General features: G+C 66.4%; 15 protein-coding genes. 7 read left to right on the plus strand and 8 right to left on the minus strand.

All coding sequences use genetic code 11. The annotated features are described in order from the left end of the window. Window positions 1-64 precede the first annotated feature (64 nt). Window positions 65-295, plus strand: coding sequence for a hypothetical protein (locus BJL86_RS17100; protein ID WP_156896124.1), 231 nt, complete (start codon window positions 65-67; stop codon window positions 293-295). Continuing rightward, entirely contained in the window at window positions 232-549 is a 318-nt protein-coding gene (locus tag BJL86_RS06600) for a GNAT family N-acetyltransferase (RefSeq protein ID WP_082908422.1), read from the plus strand. The genes BJL86_RS17100 and BJL86_RS06600 overlap by 64 nt, the downstream gene beginning before the upstream one ends. Here the strand turns inward: BJL86_RS06600 and lipB are convergent. Further along, window positions 546-1,289, minus strand: a complete 744-nt coding sequence (lipB, locus tag BJL86_RS06605) for a lipoyl(octanoyl) transferase LipB (protein WP_067473267.1) — start codon at window positions 1,287-1,289, stop codon at window positions 546-548. The genes BJL86_RS06600 and lipB overlap by 4 nt on opposite strands. A 127-nt stretch (window positions 1,290-1,416) precedes the next feature. Beyond that, entirely contained in the window at window positions 1,417-3,207 is a 1,791-nt protein-coding gene (gene sucB / locus BJL86_RS06610; protein ID WP_067473264.1) for a 2-oxoglutarate dehydrogenase, E2 component, dihydrolipoamide succinyltransferase, read from the minus strand. A gap of 392 nt (window positions 3,208-3,599) precedes the next feature. On the opposite strand from sucB, the gene BJL86_RS06615 reads away from it, so the two are divergent. After that, the gene (locus tag BJL86_RS06615; RefSeq protein WP_067473405.1) at window positions 3,600-3,986 is read left to right on the plus strand and encodes a hypothetical protein; all 387 of its coding nucleotides are present in this window, start codon (window positions 3,600-3,602) and stop codon (window positions 3,984-3,986) included. 13 nt (window positions 3,987-3,999) lie between these two features. On the opposite strand, the gene BJL86_RS06620 is transcribed toward BJL86_RS06615, so the two are convergent. Next, a complete protein-coding gene (locus BJL86_RS06620) occupies window positions 4,000-5,517 on the minus strand; it encodes a leucyl aminopeptidase (RefSeq protein ID WP_067473401.1) in 1,518 nt (505 codons plus the stop codon). 165 nt (window positions 5,518-5,682) lie between these two features. Here BJL86_RS06620 and gcvT point away from each other — a divergent pair, with 165 nt between their 5' ends. Both gcvT and BJL86_RS06630 read left to right on the plus strand, forming a co-directional pair. Further along, window positions 5,683-6,804, plus strand: coding sequence for a glycine cleavage system aminomethyltransferase GcvT (gene gcvT / locus BJL86_RS06625; protein ID WP_067473261.1), 1,122 nt, complete (start codon window positions 5,683-5,685; stop codon window positions 6,802-6,804). Window positions 6,805-6,948: 144 nt separating this feature from the next. Further along, on the plus strand, window positions 6,949-8,052 hold the full coding sequence (locus tag BJL86_RS06630) for a branched-chain amino acid aminotransferase (RefSeq protein ID WP_067473257.1): 1,104 nt from the start codon (window positions 6,949-6,951) through the stop codon (window positions 8,050-8,052). A gap of 46 nt (window positions 8,053-8,098) precedes the next feature. Here BJL86_RS06630 and BJL86_RS06635 read toward each other — a convergent pair whose 3' ends face one another. The 5 genes from BJL86_RS06635 to BJL86_RS06655 all read right to left on the minus strand — a co-directional run bounded on the left by BJL86_RS06635 (window position 8,099) and on the right by BJL86_RS06655 (window position 12,938). Continuing rightward, a complete protein-coding gene (locus BJL86_RS06635; RefSeq protein ID WP_067473254.1) occupies window positions 8,099-8,671 on the minus strand; it encodes a hypothetical protein in 573 nt (190 codons plus the stop codon). After that, window positions 8,668-9,297, minus strand: coding sequence for a TetR/AcrR family transcriptional regulator (locus tag BJL86_RS06640; RefSeq protein WP_067473251.1), 630 nt, complete (start codon window positions 9,295-9,297; stop codon window positions 8,668-8,670). The genes BJL86_RS06635 and BJL86_RS06640 overlap by 4 nt, the downstream gene beginning before the upstream one ends. Window positions 9,298-9,373: 76 nt before the next feature. Continuing rightward, complete coding sequence (locus tag BJL86_RS06645; protein WP_082908421.1) at window positions 9,374-10,195, minus strand: adenosylcobinamide-GDP ribazoletransferase; 822 nt, start codon at window positions 10,193-10,195, stop codon at window positions 9,374-9,376. Window positions 10,196-10,199: 4 nt separating this feature from the next. Beyond that, a complete protein-coding gene (gene cobT / locus BJL86_RS06650; RefSeq protein WP_067473248.1) occupies window positions 10,200-12,077 on the minus strand; it encodes a nicotinate-nucleotide--dimethylbenzimidazole phosphoribosyltransferase in 1,878 nt (625 codons plus the stop codon). 138 nt (window positions 12,078-12,215) lie between these two features. After that, window positions 12,216-12,938, minus strand: a complete 723-nt coding sequence (locus BJL86_RS06655; protein WP_067473245.1) for a DUF3043 domain-containing protein — start codon at window positions 12,936-12,938, stop codon at window positions 12,216-12,218. A 288-nt stretch (window positions 12,939-13,226) separates the two neighbouring features. Between BJL86_RS06655 and BJL86_RS06660 the strand changes: the two genes are divergently transcribed. Beyond that, a complete protein-coding gene (locus BJL86_RS06660; RefSeq protein ID WP_067473242.1) occupies window positions 13,227-13,574 on the plus strand; it encodes a HesB/IscA family protein in 348 nt (115 codons plus the stop codon). 75 nt (window positions 13,575-13,649) lie between these two features. Then, on the plus strand, window positions 13,650-14,624 hold the full coding sequence (locus BJL86_RS06665) for a carbohydrate kinase family protein (RefSeq protein ID WP_067473239.1): 975 nt from the start codon (window positions 13,650-13,652) through the stop codon (window positions 14,622-14,624). Window positions 14,625-14,644 lie beyond the last annotated feature (20 nt).

Below are 14,644 nucleotides of genomic sequence, written 5' to 3' on the forward strand. Positions count from 1 at the left end.
ACCCCATAAGCGCAGGTGGACGTCCGAACGGGCAATCCGATTGTGCATGGGACAATACGTGACTATGACGACTTCTTTGACGATGGTGGAGGCGAATCTCGGCTCTGCGCAGCTGCAGGACTTCCTCGCAGCGCACCTGGCAGAAATGGCACCGGCCGTACCCGGGTCGAGCCAGCATGCGCTGGGCGCGAGGATTTTCTCGACCCGGATGTGCGCCTCTGGGAGGCGCGAATGGATGGTTCTCTCGCGGGAACTGTTGCGCTTCGACGTATCGGCGCGCGGCAAGTCGAGGTGAAAACCATGCGAATCGCCCCGGCTTTTCGAGGCCGCGGTCTCGCGCGTGAATTACTGGAATTCGTACTCGACAAAGCCCGAGAGGGCCACGAACGGACAGTCTTCCTCGAAACCGGGGTCGCCGATCTCTTCGTCCCTGCCCGCAGGCTCTACGCGTCCGCCGGCTTCGTCCGCTGCGGACCCTACGGCGAGTATGGCCCCGACTCCCTGAGCGTATTCATGCGCCTCGACCTCGATGCCGCGCCCGCCTTCTAGACTTGGGTGACGATCTGCGGGGCTACGTCCCTGGGTCGCGTGGGCTCTGAGAGGGCGTCGGGGCGCAGATCGATGCGCCCGTCGAGCGCGGCGAGGACGTCCTCGCATGCCTGCGCGCGAACGTCGTCGACCGTGATCTCCTTGCCGGTTTCCACGGACAATGTGGTGACTCCGGCGTCGGTGATCCCGCACGGGACGATGGAGTCGAAACCCGCCATCGAGTTATTGCAATTGAGCGAGAAGCCGTGCATCGTCACCCCACGTTGGATGCGGATGCCGAGTGCCGCTATCTTCCTGTCCGGCCGGTCTCCGTCCGCGAGGCACCACACACCCGAACGCCCCTCTACGCGCGTAGTGCTTACGCCGAAACGTTCGCACGTGTGGATGATTCCCGCCTCCACGCGGTGGACGTAGTCCATGACATCGATGGGATCGGCGAGTTTGATGATCGGGTAGCCCACGAGCTGGCCAGGCCCGTGCCAGGTAATCCTTCCGCCGCGGTCGACGTAGATGACCGGCGTGTCGGGATCGCCGGGAAGGTCCTCGGGCTGCGTTCGCTTGCCGGCGGTGAAGGTCGCCGGGTGTTCGAGCAAGAAGAGCGTATCGCCCGCCGTGCCCTCTGCACGTTCCGTGGCGGTCGTGCCCTGCAACTCCCACGTCGGCTCGTAGTCCACGGTGCCGAGTTCGACGACCTCTACGGGTTCGGTTTGTGTGCGGATGCTGCGGGGCGTGGTGCTCATGCCCGCCACATTACTCTCGGCACCGCGGCCACCGGAACCGGTCGAGAAAGTACGAAATGGACGACGGCGGGCTTCCTGCAGGGAGCCCGCCGTCACTGATCGACCCGTGCGGCCGACGCGCGTTCGACTACAGTCCGAGATCGTCCTCGAAGGCGGCCGTCTGCAGGCGATCCTTGATCGTGGTGAGGAAGCGGCCGGCATCTGCACCGTCGACGAGTCGGTGGTCGTAGGTCATCGGGAGGTAGCCCATCGACCGGATCGCGATCGATTCGCCATCCTCATCGGTCTCGACGACTGGGCGACGCACGATGGCGCCCGTGCCGAGCATCGCAGCCTGCGGCGGAACGAGGATCGGGGTGTCGAAGAGGGCACCTTCGGAGCCAATGTTCGTGATCGTGAAGGTACCGCCCGACAGGTCGTCCGGACCGAGCTTGCGGTTGCGGGCCTTGCCCGCGATCTCGACGATCGCCTTCGCGAGATCGGCGACCGACATGTCCTGTGCGTTCTTGATCACCGGGGAGAGCAGGCCCTGCTCGGTGTCCACGGCGATACCGAGGTGCACCTGCTCGTGGTAGGTGATCTCGTTGGAGTCCTCGTTGTACGACGCGTTGACGTTCGGATGTGAGATCAGCGCCTCGACGGCGGCCTTCGCGTAGAACGGCAGGAACGTCAGCTTCGTGTCGTGCTTGGCCTGGAAGTCGGCCTTCACTCGATCCCGCAGCTGCGCCACGCGGGTCATGTCGACCTCGAAGGTCTGAGTGAGCTGTGCCGTCGACTGCAGTGCCTCGCGGGTACGCAGCGCCGTGATCTTACGGATCCGGTTGGCTTCCTTGGTGGTTCCGCGCAGCTCGGCGAGCTCCGGGCGCACACCCTTGGTCGACGGACCGCCCGCCTTCTCGGCGGACTTGCCCGAACCGGAGGCCGAACCGCCCTCGGCGGCCGCGAGCACGTCCTGCTTGCGGATCCGGCCGCCGACGCCGGTGCCCTCGACCTGCGAGAGATCGACGCCCTTTTCCTCGGCGATCTTGCGCACGAGCGGCGTCACGTACGGCGAGCTTCCGCTGGCCGCCGCCTCGGCGGGAGCCGCCGGGCGGGACGGCTCGGACTCCGCGGCCTTCGGCTTCTCCGCAGCCTCGGCCTTCGGCTCTTCCTTTGCCGCAGCTTTCGGCTCTTCCTTCGGCTCTGGCTTCTTCTCTTCCTTGGGTTCTGCCTTGGGCGCCTCGGCCTTTTCGGCCTTCTCCTTCTTGTCCTTCTTCTCCTTCTTGTCCTTCTTGGGCTTGGAGCCTCCGGCGCTTCCCGAACCGATCACGGCGAGCTTGCCGCCGACATCGACGGTGTCGTCCTCATCGGCGAGGATCTCCAGCAGCGTGCCGGCCACGGGGGACGGGATCTCGGTGTCGACCTTGTCCGTCGACACCTCGAGGAGTGGCTCGTCCACCTCGACGGTGTCTCCGACGGCCTTGAGCCACGTCGTCACCGTGCCCTCTGTCACGGACTCGCCGAGCTCGGGCATGAGCACATCTTCGCCCTCGGCGGAGCCGCCCTCATCGGAGCCCTCTTCGTCGTCATCTTCGTCGTCCGCGGCGTCCGACTCTTCTGCTGCAGGCTCATCGTCCTCCGCGGCGGTGTCGGCTTCGTCTTCAGCCTCGCCGTCGCCGTCGTCCTCTGCGCCGCCGGCGCTGCCGTCGTCGATCTGGGCGAGCTCGCCACCGATCTCAACGGTGTCGTCTTCTTGCGCGACGATCTTGCTAAGCGTTCCGGCCGCCGGCGACGGGATTTCGGTGTCAACCTTGTCCGTCGAGACTTCGAGCAACGGCTCGTCGACCTCTACCGTGTCTCCCTCTTGCTTGAGCCAGCGGGTAATAGTGCCCTCGGTGACCGATTCACCCAGTGCCGGCATCTCAACGGAGAAGGCCATGTGTTGACTCCTCGAAATCTCTTGCTCCCGGTGGCTGTGGCCCCGGGGCTATTGGCGTTCGTCTTAACGTTCTTTCGGCAGGTACAAGCGCGGTGGCGACTCGTCGCGGCCTCGATCTACGACTGCATGAGTAGCCGCAATCAACCCTACGGGCAATGCACCCGACGCGGGCGTGTTCGACCTTACGCGCGTTGTTTCCCTACCGCTCATTGTGCCTTGCGAATTCGCATCGCGCCGCCGATCTCCGCCTCGAAAGCACCAGCGCACCCACCCGCATGCGCCGACCATGCACGGCGAGGGAACAATTGCCCTAGGGGAGAACGTTAAATTCGGTACCTACGTTCTGGGGCACACCGGACCGTCACGAACCGAAGAACCACAAGGGGATGCGCATGGCGCTTTTCGGCCGCAGGAAAAGCAACTCGAAGTATGACGGCGGACGTCCCATTTCGCCTGAGGACCTCGAGCACTTCCGTACGTGGTGTGCGACCCGCGCGGGCATCGACGGCTATGTGGAACCGGCGACCGTCGTCAACCCGGTGTCCTTACTGCTCGTCGACATCCTCGGCGAGTACACGCGCCGACCCATCGGCAGCTGGGACGCCGCTGACAGGCTCGGTCGCGAACTGGGCTTTGCGGTGTACGCGGCCGACGAGACCGGCTACCCGCGACGCATGCGCGAGCGCGACGAGGCGATGCGCCTGAAACAGAAGCGCGAACGTCGCGAACGCATGCGCGAGGAGATGCGGCGGCTGGAACAGGAACGAAACGAGCGGTGAACGCGCGGGGCGATCAGCCCTTCGCGGCGACGTCCTCGAGTACGGCGAGCATCGTGCGCAACGGAACGCCCGTCGCACCCGTGGGGTAGTAGCCCCATGCGCCCCCGGTGTTGAACGCCGGCCCGGCCACGTCGATGTGCGCCCACGGCAGGTCCTCGCTGACGAACTCGCGCAGGAACAATCCCGCGACGAGCATGCCGCCCCAGCGCGAGGATGCGCTGTTGACCATGTCCGCGACCTTCGAGTCGAGACCCTCACGCAGCTCCTCGGGTAGTGGCATTTCCCAGGCGTTCTCGCCGACCTCCTTCGACAACGCCGCCACGCGGCCTCGGAAGTCCGCTGTGCCCATCACACCGGGAGTGCGCATGCCGAGCGCCACCATCTGCGCGCCGGTGAGCGTCGCGGTGTCGATGAGGTAATCGGGGTTGTCCTCGCAGGCACGTACGATCGCGTCGGCGAGGATCAGCCGTCCCTCTGCGTCGGTGTTGGTGATCTCCACGGTCCTGCCGCCGTACATCGTGAGTACGTCGCCGGGGCGGTAGGAATTACCGCCCGGCATGTTCTCGGCCATGGGCACGGTGGCCGTGACGTTGACACCGACGCCCAGCCTCGCCGCAGCGAGCACCGTGCCGATGACCGAGGCCGCGCCGCCCATGTCCATCGTCATCTGCTCCATGCCCGCTGCGGGCTTGAGCGAGATTCCGCCGGTATCGAAGGTGATGCCCTTCCCGACGAGCGCGACCGTCGGCCCTTCGGACTTCGGCGCGTAGGTCAGCCGAAGCAGGCGAGGCGGACGGGTCGAACCCTGGCCGACGCCGACGATGCCGCCGAACCCGCCATCGCGCAGGGCCTGGTCGTCGAGAATCTCCGCCGTCACACCAACTGCTTCTGCCAACTCCGCTGCACGTGCGGCGAAGGTCTCCGGATAGAGCAGGTTCGGGGGAGTGTTGATGAAATCACGGGTGGCCGCGACGGATTCGGCGATCGCGGTCGCCCGCTCGATGTCCTCGGCGGCCGCGCCCAGTATGGCGAAGCTGTCGGTGGCGTTATCGCTCTCCTCGCCGCTCCCGGAGACCTTGAGCGCGCCGAAGCCGCCGAGCCCCGCACCGAGCGCGACCTCGGCGGCTTCCGGGATGCGCTCCTTGCCGTCGCCCGCCGGGGCGAGGACGAACACGACGTTGCCGTGTCCGCGGGCGGCGCGGGCGGCGCTTCCCGCGGCCTGGCGCAGGTCCTCATTTGTGACGTCGGAGATCGCATCCCCCAGGCCTGCGGCGAACACGACCGGCGGAACGCCTTCGGCGCGCACCGACAGCGCGGTGACCTTGCCGACCTTCGCAGAAGCTTTGAGTGCCCGGGCCGCCGCCGCGATCTCATCGAGCGCCGCCGACGGCAGCACCGACGAGACGACCTCGACCTCGTCGCCGCCGACGAGGCCTACGACGAGTGCGTCGGCCGTCGGGTCGATCTCCTTCGCCGAGGCGAGGGTGGGAACGTCGGACGAGGCCGCGAGAATGGATTTGGCGCTGGGCATAAAGACCTCCGAGTCGGTTCGGTAATATCGCGGGTTCACGCGGGGCACGCCTCGCGCTACTCGCTCCTGAGTCTATCGACGCCGGTGGACTACCGTTGGGGGCAGCGAGGTCGCGCAAGTCGGCGTGACACGAACGGTGAACGAGACAGGGAAGAGGACGCGGACATGGCAGGAGATTCTTCGGCAGGCGAGCTCACACTCGGCCCGGTGCACGCGGAGCACGAGCGCGCGGGCGCGACCTTCGCCCCGTTCGGTGGCTGGTCGATGCCGGTGTCCTACGCCGGTACCGTGTCCGAGCACAACGCGACCCGCAACGCGGTCGGCCTGTTCGACGTCTCCCACCTAGGCAAGGCGCTCATCTCCGGTCCCGGTGCGGCGGCCTTCGTCAACACCTGCCTCGCAAACGACCTCGACAAGATCGGGTCCGGCCAGGCGCAGTACACCTTCTGCCTCGACGAGTCCGGAGGGGTCGTCGACGACCTCATCCAGTACCGCGTCTCGGATGAGGAGATCTTCCTCATCCCCAACGCCGCGAACACCGCCGAGGTCGTCGGTCGGCTGCAGGCCGCCGCCGCAGAGCGCGCGCCGGAGCTGAAGATCACCGACGAGCACCGTTCCCGCGCCGTGTTCGCCGTGCAGGGGCCGAAGTCGGCCGAGGTGCTCGAGTCGCTCGGCCTGCCGACCGATCTCGACTACATGCAGTTCCTCGACTCCGAGTTCGAGGGCAGCCCCGTGCGCGTATGCCGCACCGGATACACCGGGGAGCAGGGCTTCGAGTTGCTCCCCCTGTGGGACGAGGCCGCGACGCTGTGGCGCGCCCTGGAGGAGAAGGTCACAGAGCGCGAGGGCGCGCTGGCCGGGCTCGGCGCGCGCGATTCGCTGCGTCTGGAGGCCGGCTACCCGCTGCACGGGCACGAGCTCACAATGGACATCAACCCCGTGCAGGCGCGCGGATCCTGGGCGATCGGTTTCGACAAGCCGCAGTTCTGGGGCCGCGACGCCGTGCGCGCCGAGAAGGAGAACGGCCCGAGCCGCCGGCTGTACGCCCTTAAGGTCACCGGGCGTGGCGTTCTCCGCGCCGAGCAGGACATCTACTCCGATGGCACCAAGATCGGGGTCACGTCCTCCGGCACGTTCTCCCCGACCCTGGGCACGGGTATCGCGCTCGGCTTCGTGGACGTGGCGTCCGGCGTCAAGAAGAACGAAACGGTGACGGTAGACGTACGCGGCCGCCAGGTCGAATGCGAGCTGCTCCTGCCCGGCCTGGTGGCGAACCACACGCGGTAACTCGCGCGACCGCCGCTCGGCAACGCGTGAAATTCTTCGGACCGAACGCAACCCGCGCCATGCGTGGGCCGGTTTAGACTAGGGGCAACGCACCACCCGGCCCGTGCGCTCGGTCCATACTTCCCATACTTGTAGGTGTCTTTTATGAATATCAGTGCTGCCTCCTTCGAGGTCACGCGAAATCCCTCGCCGGCGAGCGACGAGCGCCGCGCCGAAATCCTGTCCAATCCCGGATTCGGCCAATTCTTCTCCGACCACATGGTCTCCATCGAGTTCTCCGACGGCGAATGGAAGAACCCGAAGGTCGAGCCCTACGCATCGCTGACGATCGATCCGTCCGCCATGGTGTTCCACTACGGTCAGGCGATCTTCGAGGGGCTGAAGATCTACCTCTGGTCCGACGGCACTCTGCGCGCCTTCCGGCCAGAGCAGAACGCCCGGCGGATGAATCGCTCGGCCGAGCGCATGGCCATGCCCCAGCTCGACGAAGAAGTCTTCCTCGAATCCCTTCGTCAGCTTCTCGCGGTCGACGGGCAGTGGACGCCCGAGGCGGGAGGGGAAGATTCCCTCTACATCCGTCCGTTCATGATCTCGACGGAGGTCGGGCTCGGGGTCAGGCCCGCGGACCGCTATCTGTTCCTCATGCTCGCTTCGCCCGCCGGTGCCTACTTCTCCGGTGGCATCTCCCCGGTCACGGTGTGGCTTACGCGCGAGTACGTCCGTGCAGCCCCCGGCGGCACCGGTGCGGCCAAGTTCGCAGGCAACTATGCAGCCTCGCTCAAGGCTCAGGCCGAGGCGATCGAGAACGACTGCGACCAGGTCGTCTGGCTCGACGCCGCCGAGCACAAATACATCGAGGAAATGGGTGGGATGAACCTGTTCTTCGTGTACGGCGAGGGCGACGACGCCGAGCTCGTCACCCCGGAGCTTTCCGGCTCTCTGCTCCCGGGAGTGACCCGCGCGAGCCTCATCCAGCTCGCCGAGCAGTCGGGCATGAAGGTCTCCGAGCGGCGCATCTCTATCGATGACGTCGAGGCGGGCATCGCGTCCGGCGAGCTGAGAGAGGCGTTCGCCTGTGGCACCGCGGCCGTGATCACCCCGGTGGGTCACTTCAAGGGCTCGGGCGAGGACTTCGTCGTCGCCGACGGCGGCTCCGGTCCGGTGACTCTCGCTCTACGCGAAAAGCTCACGGGAATCCAACGCGGCAGCGTCGCCGACGACAACGGCTGGATGGTCCAGCTCAGCTGAGGACGTGCCGGCGGGAGGCGCGTTCCTTTCGCCGGCGCCTCTCGGGCTATGCCGATGCGTCTTCTTTCTCGTGGTTCGACCTTCCTTTGCCCGCGAACGCGGGACCGGCGAGAAACCAGATGACTGCGACGACCCCCATGAGCAGCACTGTGCTCCAGAACGGGTCCTCGCTCGCCTCGGCGAAGGACGAGGGTATCCACCAGCCCTCGAAGACGAGCATGGCGAGAATGCATCCGGTCGTGATGAGAAAGCCTGCCAGCAGCCGTAACCATTCGACCCACAACGCGCGGACCTCGGCGCGCGAGCCCTTTGCGGGTTTCGTCGGTTTCGGCCCGCCGTCGAACCGATAGCGGAACCAGCTATCCATTCTTCGGATGATCGGCGTACCGAACGCGAGGGTTATGCCCAGATACAGGGCGGCGAAGGCATGCGCCCGAGTGGGTTGGCCGCCGAGTCTGAGATCGACAATCACAAGCAATACGAGGACGAGGTCCACGAGCGGAACGAGCTTGAGAACTATGGCGCTCGGGCCCTTAGCCCGCGCGATGTAGCGAAGCGAGAAGCCGCAGATCGCGAATACCCAGAAGGCGATCTCCGCGCCGACGATGGCTGCAATCATGAGTGTGCTCCATCCAAAGAGTCGATAAAGGCTCGGAGATTTCGTTCGGGTTCTCCGGGCTCGAACGCGTCGGGGTCGACGAGCATTTCCAGCGCGTACCCGTCGAGCATGGCGCACAGCTGATTTCGTGCGGTGTCGATTTCTAGATCCAGGCGGGCCGCGCCCAGATCGACCAGATCGGAAATGATCATCCCGGCGAACTCGCGGATCTCGCCGAGTATTGCTCGCGCGACCGGCGCCAACGCTGGCTGCACGAGCGCTTTGATCGTGAACTGCATGTTCGCCGCGTACAGCAGGCGAGTCTCATCGTCGTGGGGGAGCAGAATGGCCAACGTCTCGGCGGCCACCTCGCGTGCTCGTGCTCCGCGTGGCGGTTCCACTTCGCCGCGGGCCGCCTCGAATGTCCGCGTGATGCGTGCCCCGATGTCACGGGAGAGTTCCTCCATGGCGAAGATGTGCAGCTCGTTTTGGGAACCGAAGAAGTGCCGGACAGAGCCTGCCGATAACCCGGCTTCGGCTGCGACGGCTCGAACCGAGGCGGCATCGAACCCCTCGCGCCGAATGACCGTCCATACCGCTTCGGCGAGCTCGCGCCGCCGTTGTTTCTCGTCGATCCTGTTGACCATGCACTCAAAATAACACGACTGTGCTAGTTTGAAAATGGGTGTCCGCGAAACGGGAGATCTTGTCGCTGTCGAGTCTCTAACCTGCGAGGATGGCGAATCCGCTCGCCGTTATCGCCGCCCCCAGTGCGATCGCCGTACCCAGGATGTCTCCAGAGATTCCGCCGAGCCGGCGCACCGCATGCCTTCCGAGCACCTTGGTGAACAACCACGCCACCCCGCATATGACGGCGCACATGCAGATCCCCAGCGACACCGCGGGCGCCCCGTGTTCGACAAAAATAGAGCGGCCGGACGCGGAAGCGATGCTCTCGCCCGCGAGGGCCGCGGCGGCGAGTGTGATGAGCGCCTGCGCCGTCATACTCGCGGGTCCTTGTGTAGACGCGACCAGTGGGCCGAAGCCGCCCTGCTCGGCGGAGGGGATCGAGCGGCGGCACAGAAAGACGGGCAGGCACCGAGAGACGATGCCGACGGCCGCGATCGCGGCAAAGGCGCCCGCCTCGATTAGCTGTGCGTACGCGGCGACCTCGACGAGCGAGACCAGCGCGAGCGCGCCGGCGCCGAGCGGCCCGACCGTACCCTCGCGCATGATCTGGCGGGCCTCGGCTGCCGGCTTGTAGGAGGCGAGGGCGTCGACCGTGTCGGCGAGGCCGTCGAGATGCATGCCGCGGGTGAGAATCGCGAGGCCGGCGACGACGAGCGCGGCCGAGAGTAGGGGAGTCGCACCGGCGAGGTCGAGGAGGAATGCGAGGCTGGCGGCGAACACACCGACGACCGAGCCTGCGGCGGGGAGGCAGCTGATGGCGCGGCCGGCCGATTCTCGAGAGACTGGGCCGCGGACACGCAGTGGGAGGATGGTCATCCACGAGATGATCATCGCGGCCGCCCGCATGGTGGTCATGGTGCTAGTCGGTACTGGTCTCGGACTTGCCGGATACGCCGGCGGCGTCGAAGGTGGCCATCTCGCGGATGACCGCTACGGCGCCCTGGAGGATGGGCAACGCGGTAACAGCGCCGGAGCCCTCGCCGAGGCGGAGGTTGCCCTCGATGATCGGCTCGAGCCCGAGGTAGGTCAGCCCCGTGGTGTGTGCGGGCTCCGGGGAACGATGCCCGGCCTGCCACCAGCCGCGGGCCCCCGGTGCCAACAGATCGGCGACGAGGGCGGCTGAGGTGACCACGACGCCGTCGAGAATGCACGGGGTCTTGCGCAGTGCGGCCTGCGCGAGGAAACCGGCCATCGCCGCGAGGTCGGCGCCGCCGACGCGCTGCAACAGTTCCACCGGCTTGCGCGAAACATTGCGGCTGCGGAACATGCCGTCGCGCACCGCGGCGGCCTTGCGCATCCACCCCGCGTCATCGATCCCGGTGCCGCGTCCGACAATCGTCACCGGTTCCAGTCCGGTGATCGTGCCGATGAGAACGGTCGCCGGCGTGGTGTTGCCGATCCCGAGATCGCCGGCGATGAGCAGGTCGGCGCCCGCATCGATTTCCTCGTCGGCGATTCGCCGTCCGGCGGCGATCGCGGCGAGCGTCTCTTCCTGGGTGAGCGCGTCTTCGCGGTCAAGCGAGCCGCTGGAGCGGCGGATCTTGTGGCGGCGGGTGTGCTCGGGTGTCGGGCCGTCGACGGCCATATCCGCAACCTTGACCGTCGCGCCGAACTGTCGCGCGAGCACCGAGACGCCGGCGCCTCCGGAAAGGATATTGTCCACCATCTGGGTGGTGACCTCGGGAGGGAAGGCCGACACCCCGTGTGCGGCGACACCGTGATCGCCGGCGAATACGACTACGGACGTGTTCGCGAGCGGCGGTGGCGGTACCTCTCCGCGACATGCCGAATACCAGACGGCGAGGTCTTCGAGTCGTCCGAGCGAGCCGGCGGGCTTCGTGAGCCTCGCCTGGTGGTCGAGCGCCTGGCCAGAGACATTCCGGTCGGGTTGGGCGACCTTGCCGAATCTGCCCGGGGTGTCATACAGTGCTGCATCCCCGAGGCCCGGGAAGTTCTCGTCCGAAGGTTGAGTGTCAGGGGAGATGGGCGCGCTGTCGTCCTCGTTCGAGCTCGAGGTCGACGCAGCGGCTACGGTGCCAACTGTTGTCGCGGTGCCGGCGGTGCCCGCGAGGGGGCCGGCGGATAGGTCAGGCCTAGGGGGGCGCTGCGGGACGGCCTCTTGATCGACGGCGGCGTGCCGGGCGTCGGCGGAGCCGAACCGGGAGACCGCGTCGTCTCGTTCCGCGGCGGCGGGGGAGGGATGAGTGCGCCCGTCGAGCGCGATCGCATGCCCGGCAACGACGAATTCTGCGGAGTCACATTCGCCGGCAAGACGAGAATTCAGCGCGCCGAGGATGTCTGCGAACTGGCGTCCGGATGTCGTCGGGGCGACCACGCCGAGCCCGACCTCGGCGGACACGAGCACCGCGGTACCGCGGAACTCCGACAGCGCAGCGAAAAGGTCATCGATTTCCGTATCTGCTGCATGTCTATCGCCGGTCCACCCGAGGTTGGCGTCCAGCGTCGAGGTGAGCCAGGCAGCCAGATCGTCGATCAACACGAACGCGTCCGGGTTATCGCGAAGGACGGAGGAGACGTCGCGCGTTTCGATCGTGCGCCATGACGTCGGACGCCGGGCCTGATGAGCGGCCACGCGCTCGGCGAAATCGTTATCGTCGCCGGAGGTCAGTCCGGGCGCTACGTAGAGCACCTCGGACGAGCCCGCGGCGGCAGCTATCAGGGCCTCCGCGCGCGCCGACTTGCCCGAACGATTGCCACCGATGATGAGCGAACGCAATTGTGCCCCTCCTTTGGCGATGTACGTGAGAGCTTTCAGCCTAGAGCGGCGAGAACGTCGGCACGACCGCGGCGCGCAGCAATCGCTCGGTTTGGCTCTCGATTGCCCGCGGGCCCAGTGGCGCATTCCTGCGCATGGCTACGTTCCCGGAATCGCATCTCCGGGCTTGACCCGCGGACGCGGAGTGCGCAGGCTCTTCGGCTGCATCGCCCTCATTGCCGCATAGAAACCGAGCCCGAAGCCTGTCTTCGCGTCGTCCCCGAATCGTTCTGCAACCGCCCGGTTCACCGTCCGGCCAACGAGGATCGTGTCGATGATGACGATCAGGATCACCAAAAGGAACGCGATCTGGAAGATTCCGATCAATCCGGGAATCGGGAAGAACTGGAACACGATGATCAGCAGCGCGACCGGCATGAAGTAGTTCGAGATTCGCCGATGGGTGTCAACCCAGTCCCGCGCGTAGCGGCGCTGGGGACCGCGGTCCCGCTCGAGGACGTAGCGGTCGTCGCCGTCGAGCATCGCCTGGCGACGCTCCTCACGTGCGGCGTTCGCCCGTGCCCGAGCGATCTTGCGCTCCTCCTTGGACATGGAGTTCTTCTCGTTCTTGCGCCGCTCCTTGGCTTCTTTGCGGGTGAGGGGAGCGGCGACGGGACCGGTCCGCTGTCCGCGGGCCCGCTCGGCTTCACGGCGCGTGGGAGTCGGTCGCCCCTTTTTCGGTGTCGTCGCTGATCCGCGGCGCTTTTCCGCAGCGGCCTCGGCGGAACTTTCGGCCTCGACGGCGTCCTGATCGAGCGCCAGGTCGCTCGATTCGGACTGCTCGGAGGCAGATTTTGACTTTGACCCAAACCCAAACTTCACCCCACCAGGCTAAATGATTTCCTCCCGCGCCCACCAATGCGGCCCTGCGGGTGGCTTCGGGCGGGTACGCGACCTAGTGTGGGAGTAGTACATTTGGATACATCGGGTAGCCCGGCGAAGATCCGAGGGAGATCACACCGGACACCCCGAAAAATCCCCCCGCCGCGGAGCGGACGGGAATAAGTGGCCAGCCTCTCGGGTTGGAACACAGCACAGTAAGTCCGCGCCACGCGCCTCGCAGACGCCGGCCGCGACGCCACCCTTTACGAAGAAGGAGCCGGAAGAAATATGACTGCACCGAGTGAAGTTGCCACCGGAGTCGTCCTGACGGACGCTGCTGCGTCCAAGGCCAAGGCTCTGCTGGACCAAGAAGGCCGTGACGACCTCTCCCTGCGCATCGCCGTCCAGCCAGGCGGCTGTGCGGGACTGCGCTACCAGCTCTTCTTCGACGATCGCCAGCTCGACGGCGACGTGATCGGCGACTTCAGCGGCGTGAAGCTCGCCGTAGACCGCAAGTCGGTCCCGTACCTTTCCGGCGCGTCGATCGACTTCGTCGACACGATCGAGAAGCAGGGCTTCACCATCGACAACCCGAACGCCACCGGCTCCTGTGCCTGTGGCGACTCGTTCAACTAAAAACACGGTTCACGGCAGCGGCCCCAACGCGCCCTGCCCGCCGTACCGCGACAGACATGTCCTAGTCTCTAGGGCATGTCTGTCGTTATTTCCGGCTCCATCGCCACCGATCACCTGATGTCCTACCCGGGCAAGTTCTCCGAGCAGTTCCTGCCCGACCAACTCGACAAGATCTCCATGAGCTTCCTGGTGAGCGACCTGGAGGTCCGCCGTGGTGGCGTCGGTGCCAATATTGCCTTCGCGATGGGTGTACTGGGACAGAATCCCTACCTCCTGGGTGCTGCCGGGCAGGACTTCGACGAGTACGACCAGTGGCTCACAAAGCACGGCGTGGACACCACTCTCGTGCGCATCGAGGATTCTCTCCACACCGCACGGTTCGTGTGCACCACCGACACCGAGCAGGCGCAGCTCGCCTCCTTCTACCCGGGCGCGATGGCGCAGGCGTCGAAGGCCGACCTCGGCTTCGTCACCGGCAAGATCGGTACCCCGGACATCGTGCTCATCGGCGCGAACGACCCGGGCGCGATGGTCACGCTCACCGAAGAGTGCCGCGCGGCCGGAGTACCATTCGCCGCGGACCCCTCGCAGCAGCTCGTATCGCTCGACGCCGAGCAGATCACCACGCTCGTCGACGGGGCGGCCTACCTGTTCTCCAACGAGTACGAGCTCGGCCTCATCCTGCACCGCACCGGCTGGACCGCCGAGGAACTCGACTCCCGCGTCGGCGTCAGGGTGACGACGAAGGGCAAGGACGGCGCGAGTGTCTTTTCCGCCGAGGGCGAGGTCAGCGTCGGCGTCGTTCCTGCGCGCACGGTGGTTGATCCCACGGGCTTGGGAGATGCCTTCCGCGCCGGGTTCCTCACCGGCGTGCGTAATGGCCGCAGCGTCGAGCGCGCGGCTCAGCTCGGCGCGCTGATCGCCACCTACGTCATCGAGACGACTGGCCCACAGGAGTGGACGATGGATGCCGATGAGGCCACCGCGCGCCTTCGCGAGGCGTTCGGCGAGGACGCTGCACAGGAACTCGCCGAGCTGTTGCCGGCATAGTCGGCTCGGTTCCTCCGCCG

It is taken from the genome of Dietzia timorensis, assembly GCF_001659785.1.
GTDB classification, from domain to species: domain Bacteria; phylum Actinomycetota; class Actinomycetes; order Mycobacteriales; family Mycobacteriaceae; genus Dietzia; species Dietzia timorensis.

Coding starts and splice junctions, on each gene's coding strand:
- BJL86_RS17100 (WP_156896124.1), top strand. CDS start 65: ATGACGACTTCTTTGACGATGGTGGAGGCGAATCTCGGCTCTGCGCAG.
- BJL86_RS06600 (WP_082908422.1), top strand. CDS start 232: ATGGATGGTTCTCTCGCGGGAACTGTTGCGCTTCGACGTATCGGCGCG.
- lipB (WP_067473267.1), bottom strand. CDS start 1,289: ATGAGCACCACGCCCCGCAGCATCCGCACACAAACCGAACCCGTAGAG.
- sucB (WP_067473264.1), bottom strand. CDS start 3,207: ATGGCCTTCTCCGTTGAGATGCCGGCACTGGGTGAATCGGTCACCGAG.
- BJL86_RS06615 (WP_067473405.1), top strand. CDS start 3,600: ATGGCGCTTTTCGGCCGCAGGAAAAGCAACTCGAAGTATGACGGCGGA.
- BJL86_RS06620 (WP_067473401.1), bottom strand. CDS start 5,517: ATGCCCAGCGCCAAATCCATTCTCGCGGCCTCGTCCGACGTTCCCACC.
- gcvT (WP_067473261.1), top strand. CDS start 5,683: ATGGCAGGAGATTCTTCGGCAGGCGAGCTCACACTCGGCCCGGTGCAC.
- BJL86_RS06630 (WP_067473257.1), top strand. CDS start 6,949: ATGAATATCAGTGCTGCCTCCTTCGAGGTCACGCGAAATCCCTCGCCG.
- BJL86_RS06635 (WP_067473254.1), bottom strand. CDS start 8,671: ATGATTGCAGCCATCGTCGGCGCGGAGATCGCCTTCTGGGTATTCGCG.
- BJL86_RS06640 (WP_067473251.1), bottom strand. CDS start 9,297: ATGGTCAACAGGATCGACGAGAAACAACGGCGGCGCGAGCTCGCCGAA.
- BJL86_RS06645 (WP_082908421.1), bottom strand. CDS start 10,195: ATGACCACCATGCGGGCGGCCGCGATGATCATCTCGTGGATGACCATC.
- BJL86_RS06660 (WP_067473242.1), top strand. CDS start 13,227: ATGACTGCACCGAGTGAAGTTGCCACCGGAGTCGTCCTGACGGACGCT.
- BJL86_RS06665 (WP_067473239.1), top strand. CDS start 13,650: ATGTCTGTCGTTATTTCCGGCTCCATCGCCACCGATCACCTGATGTCC.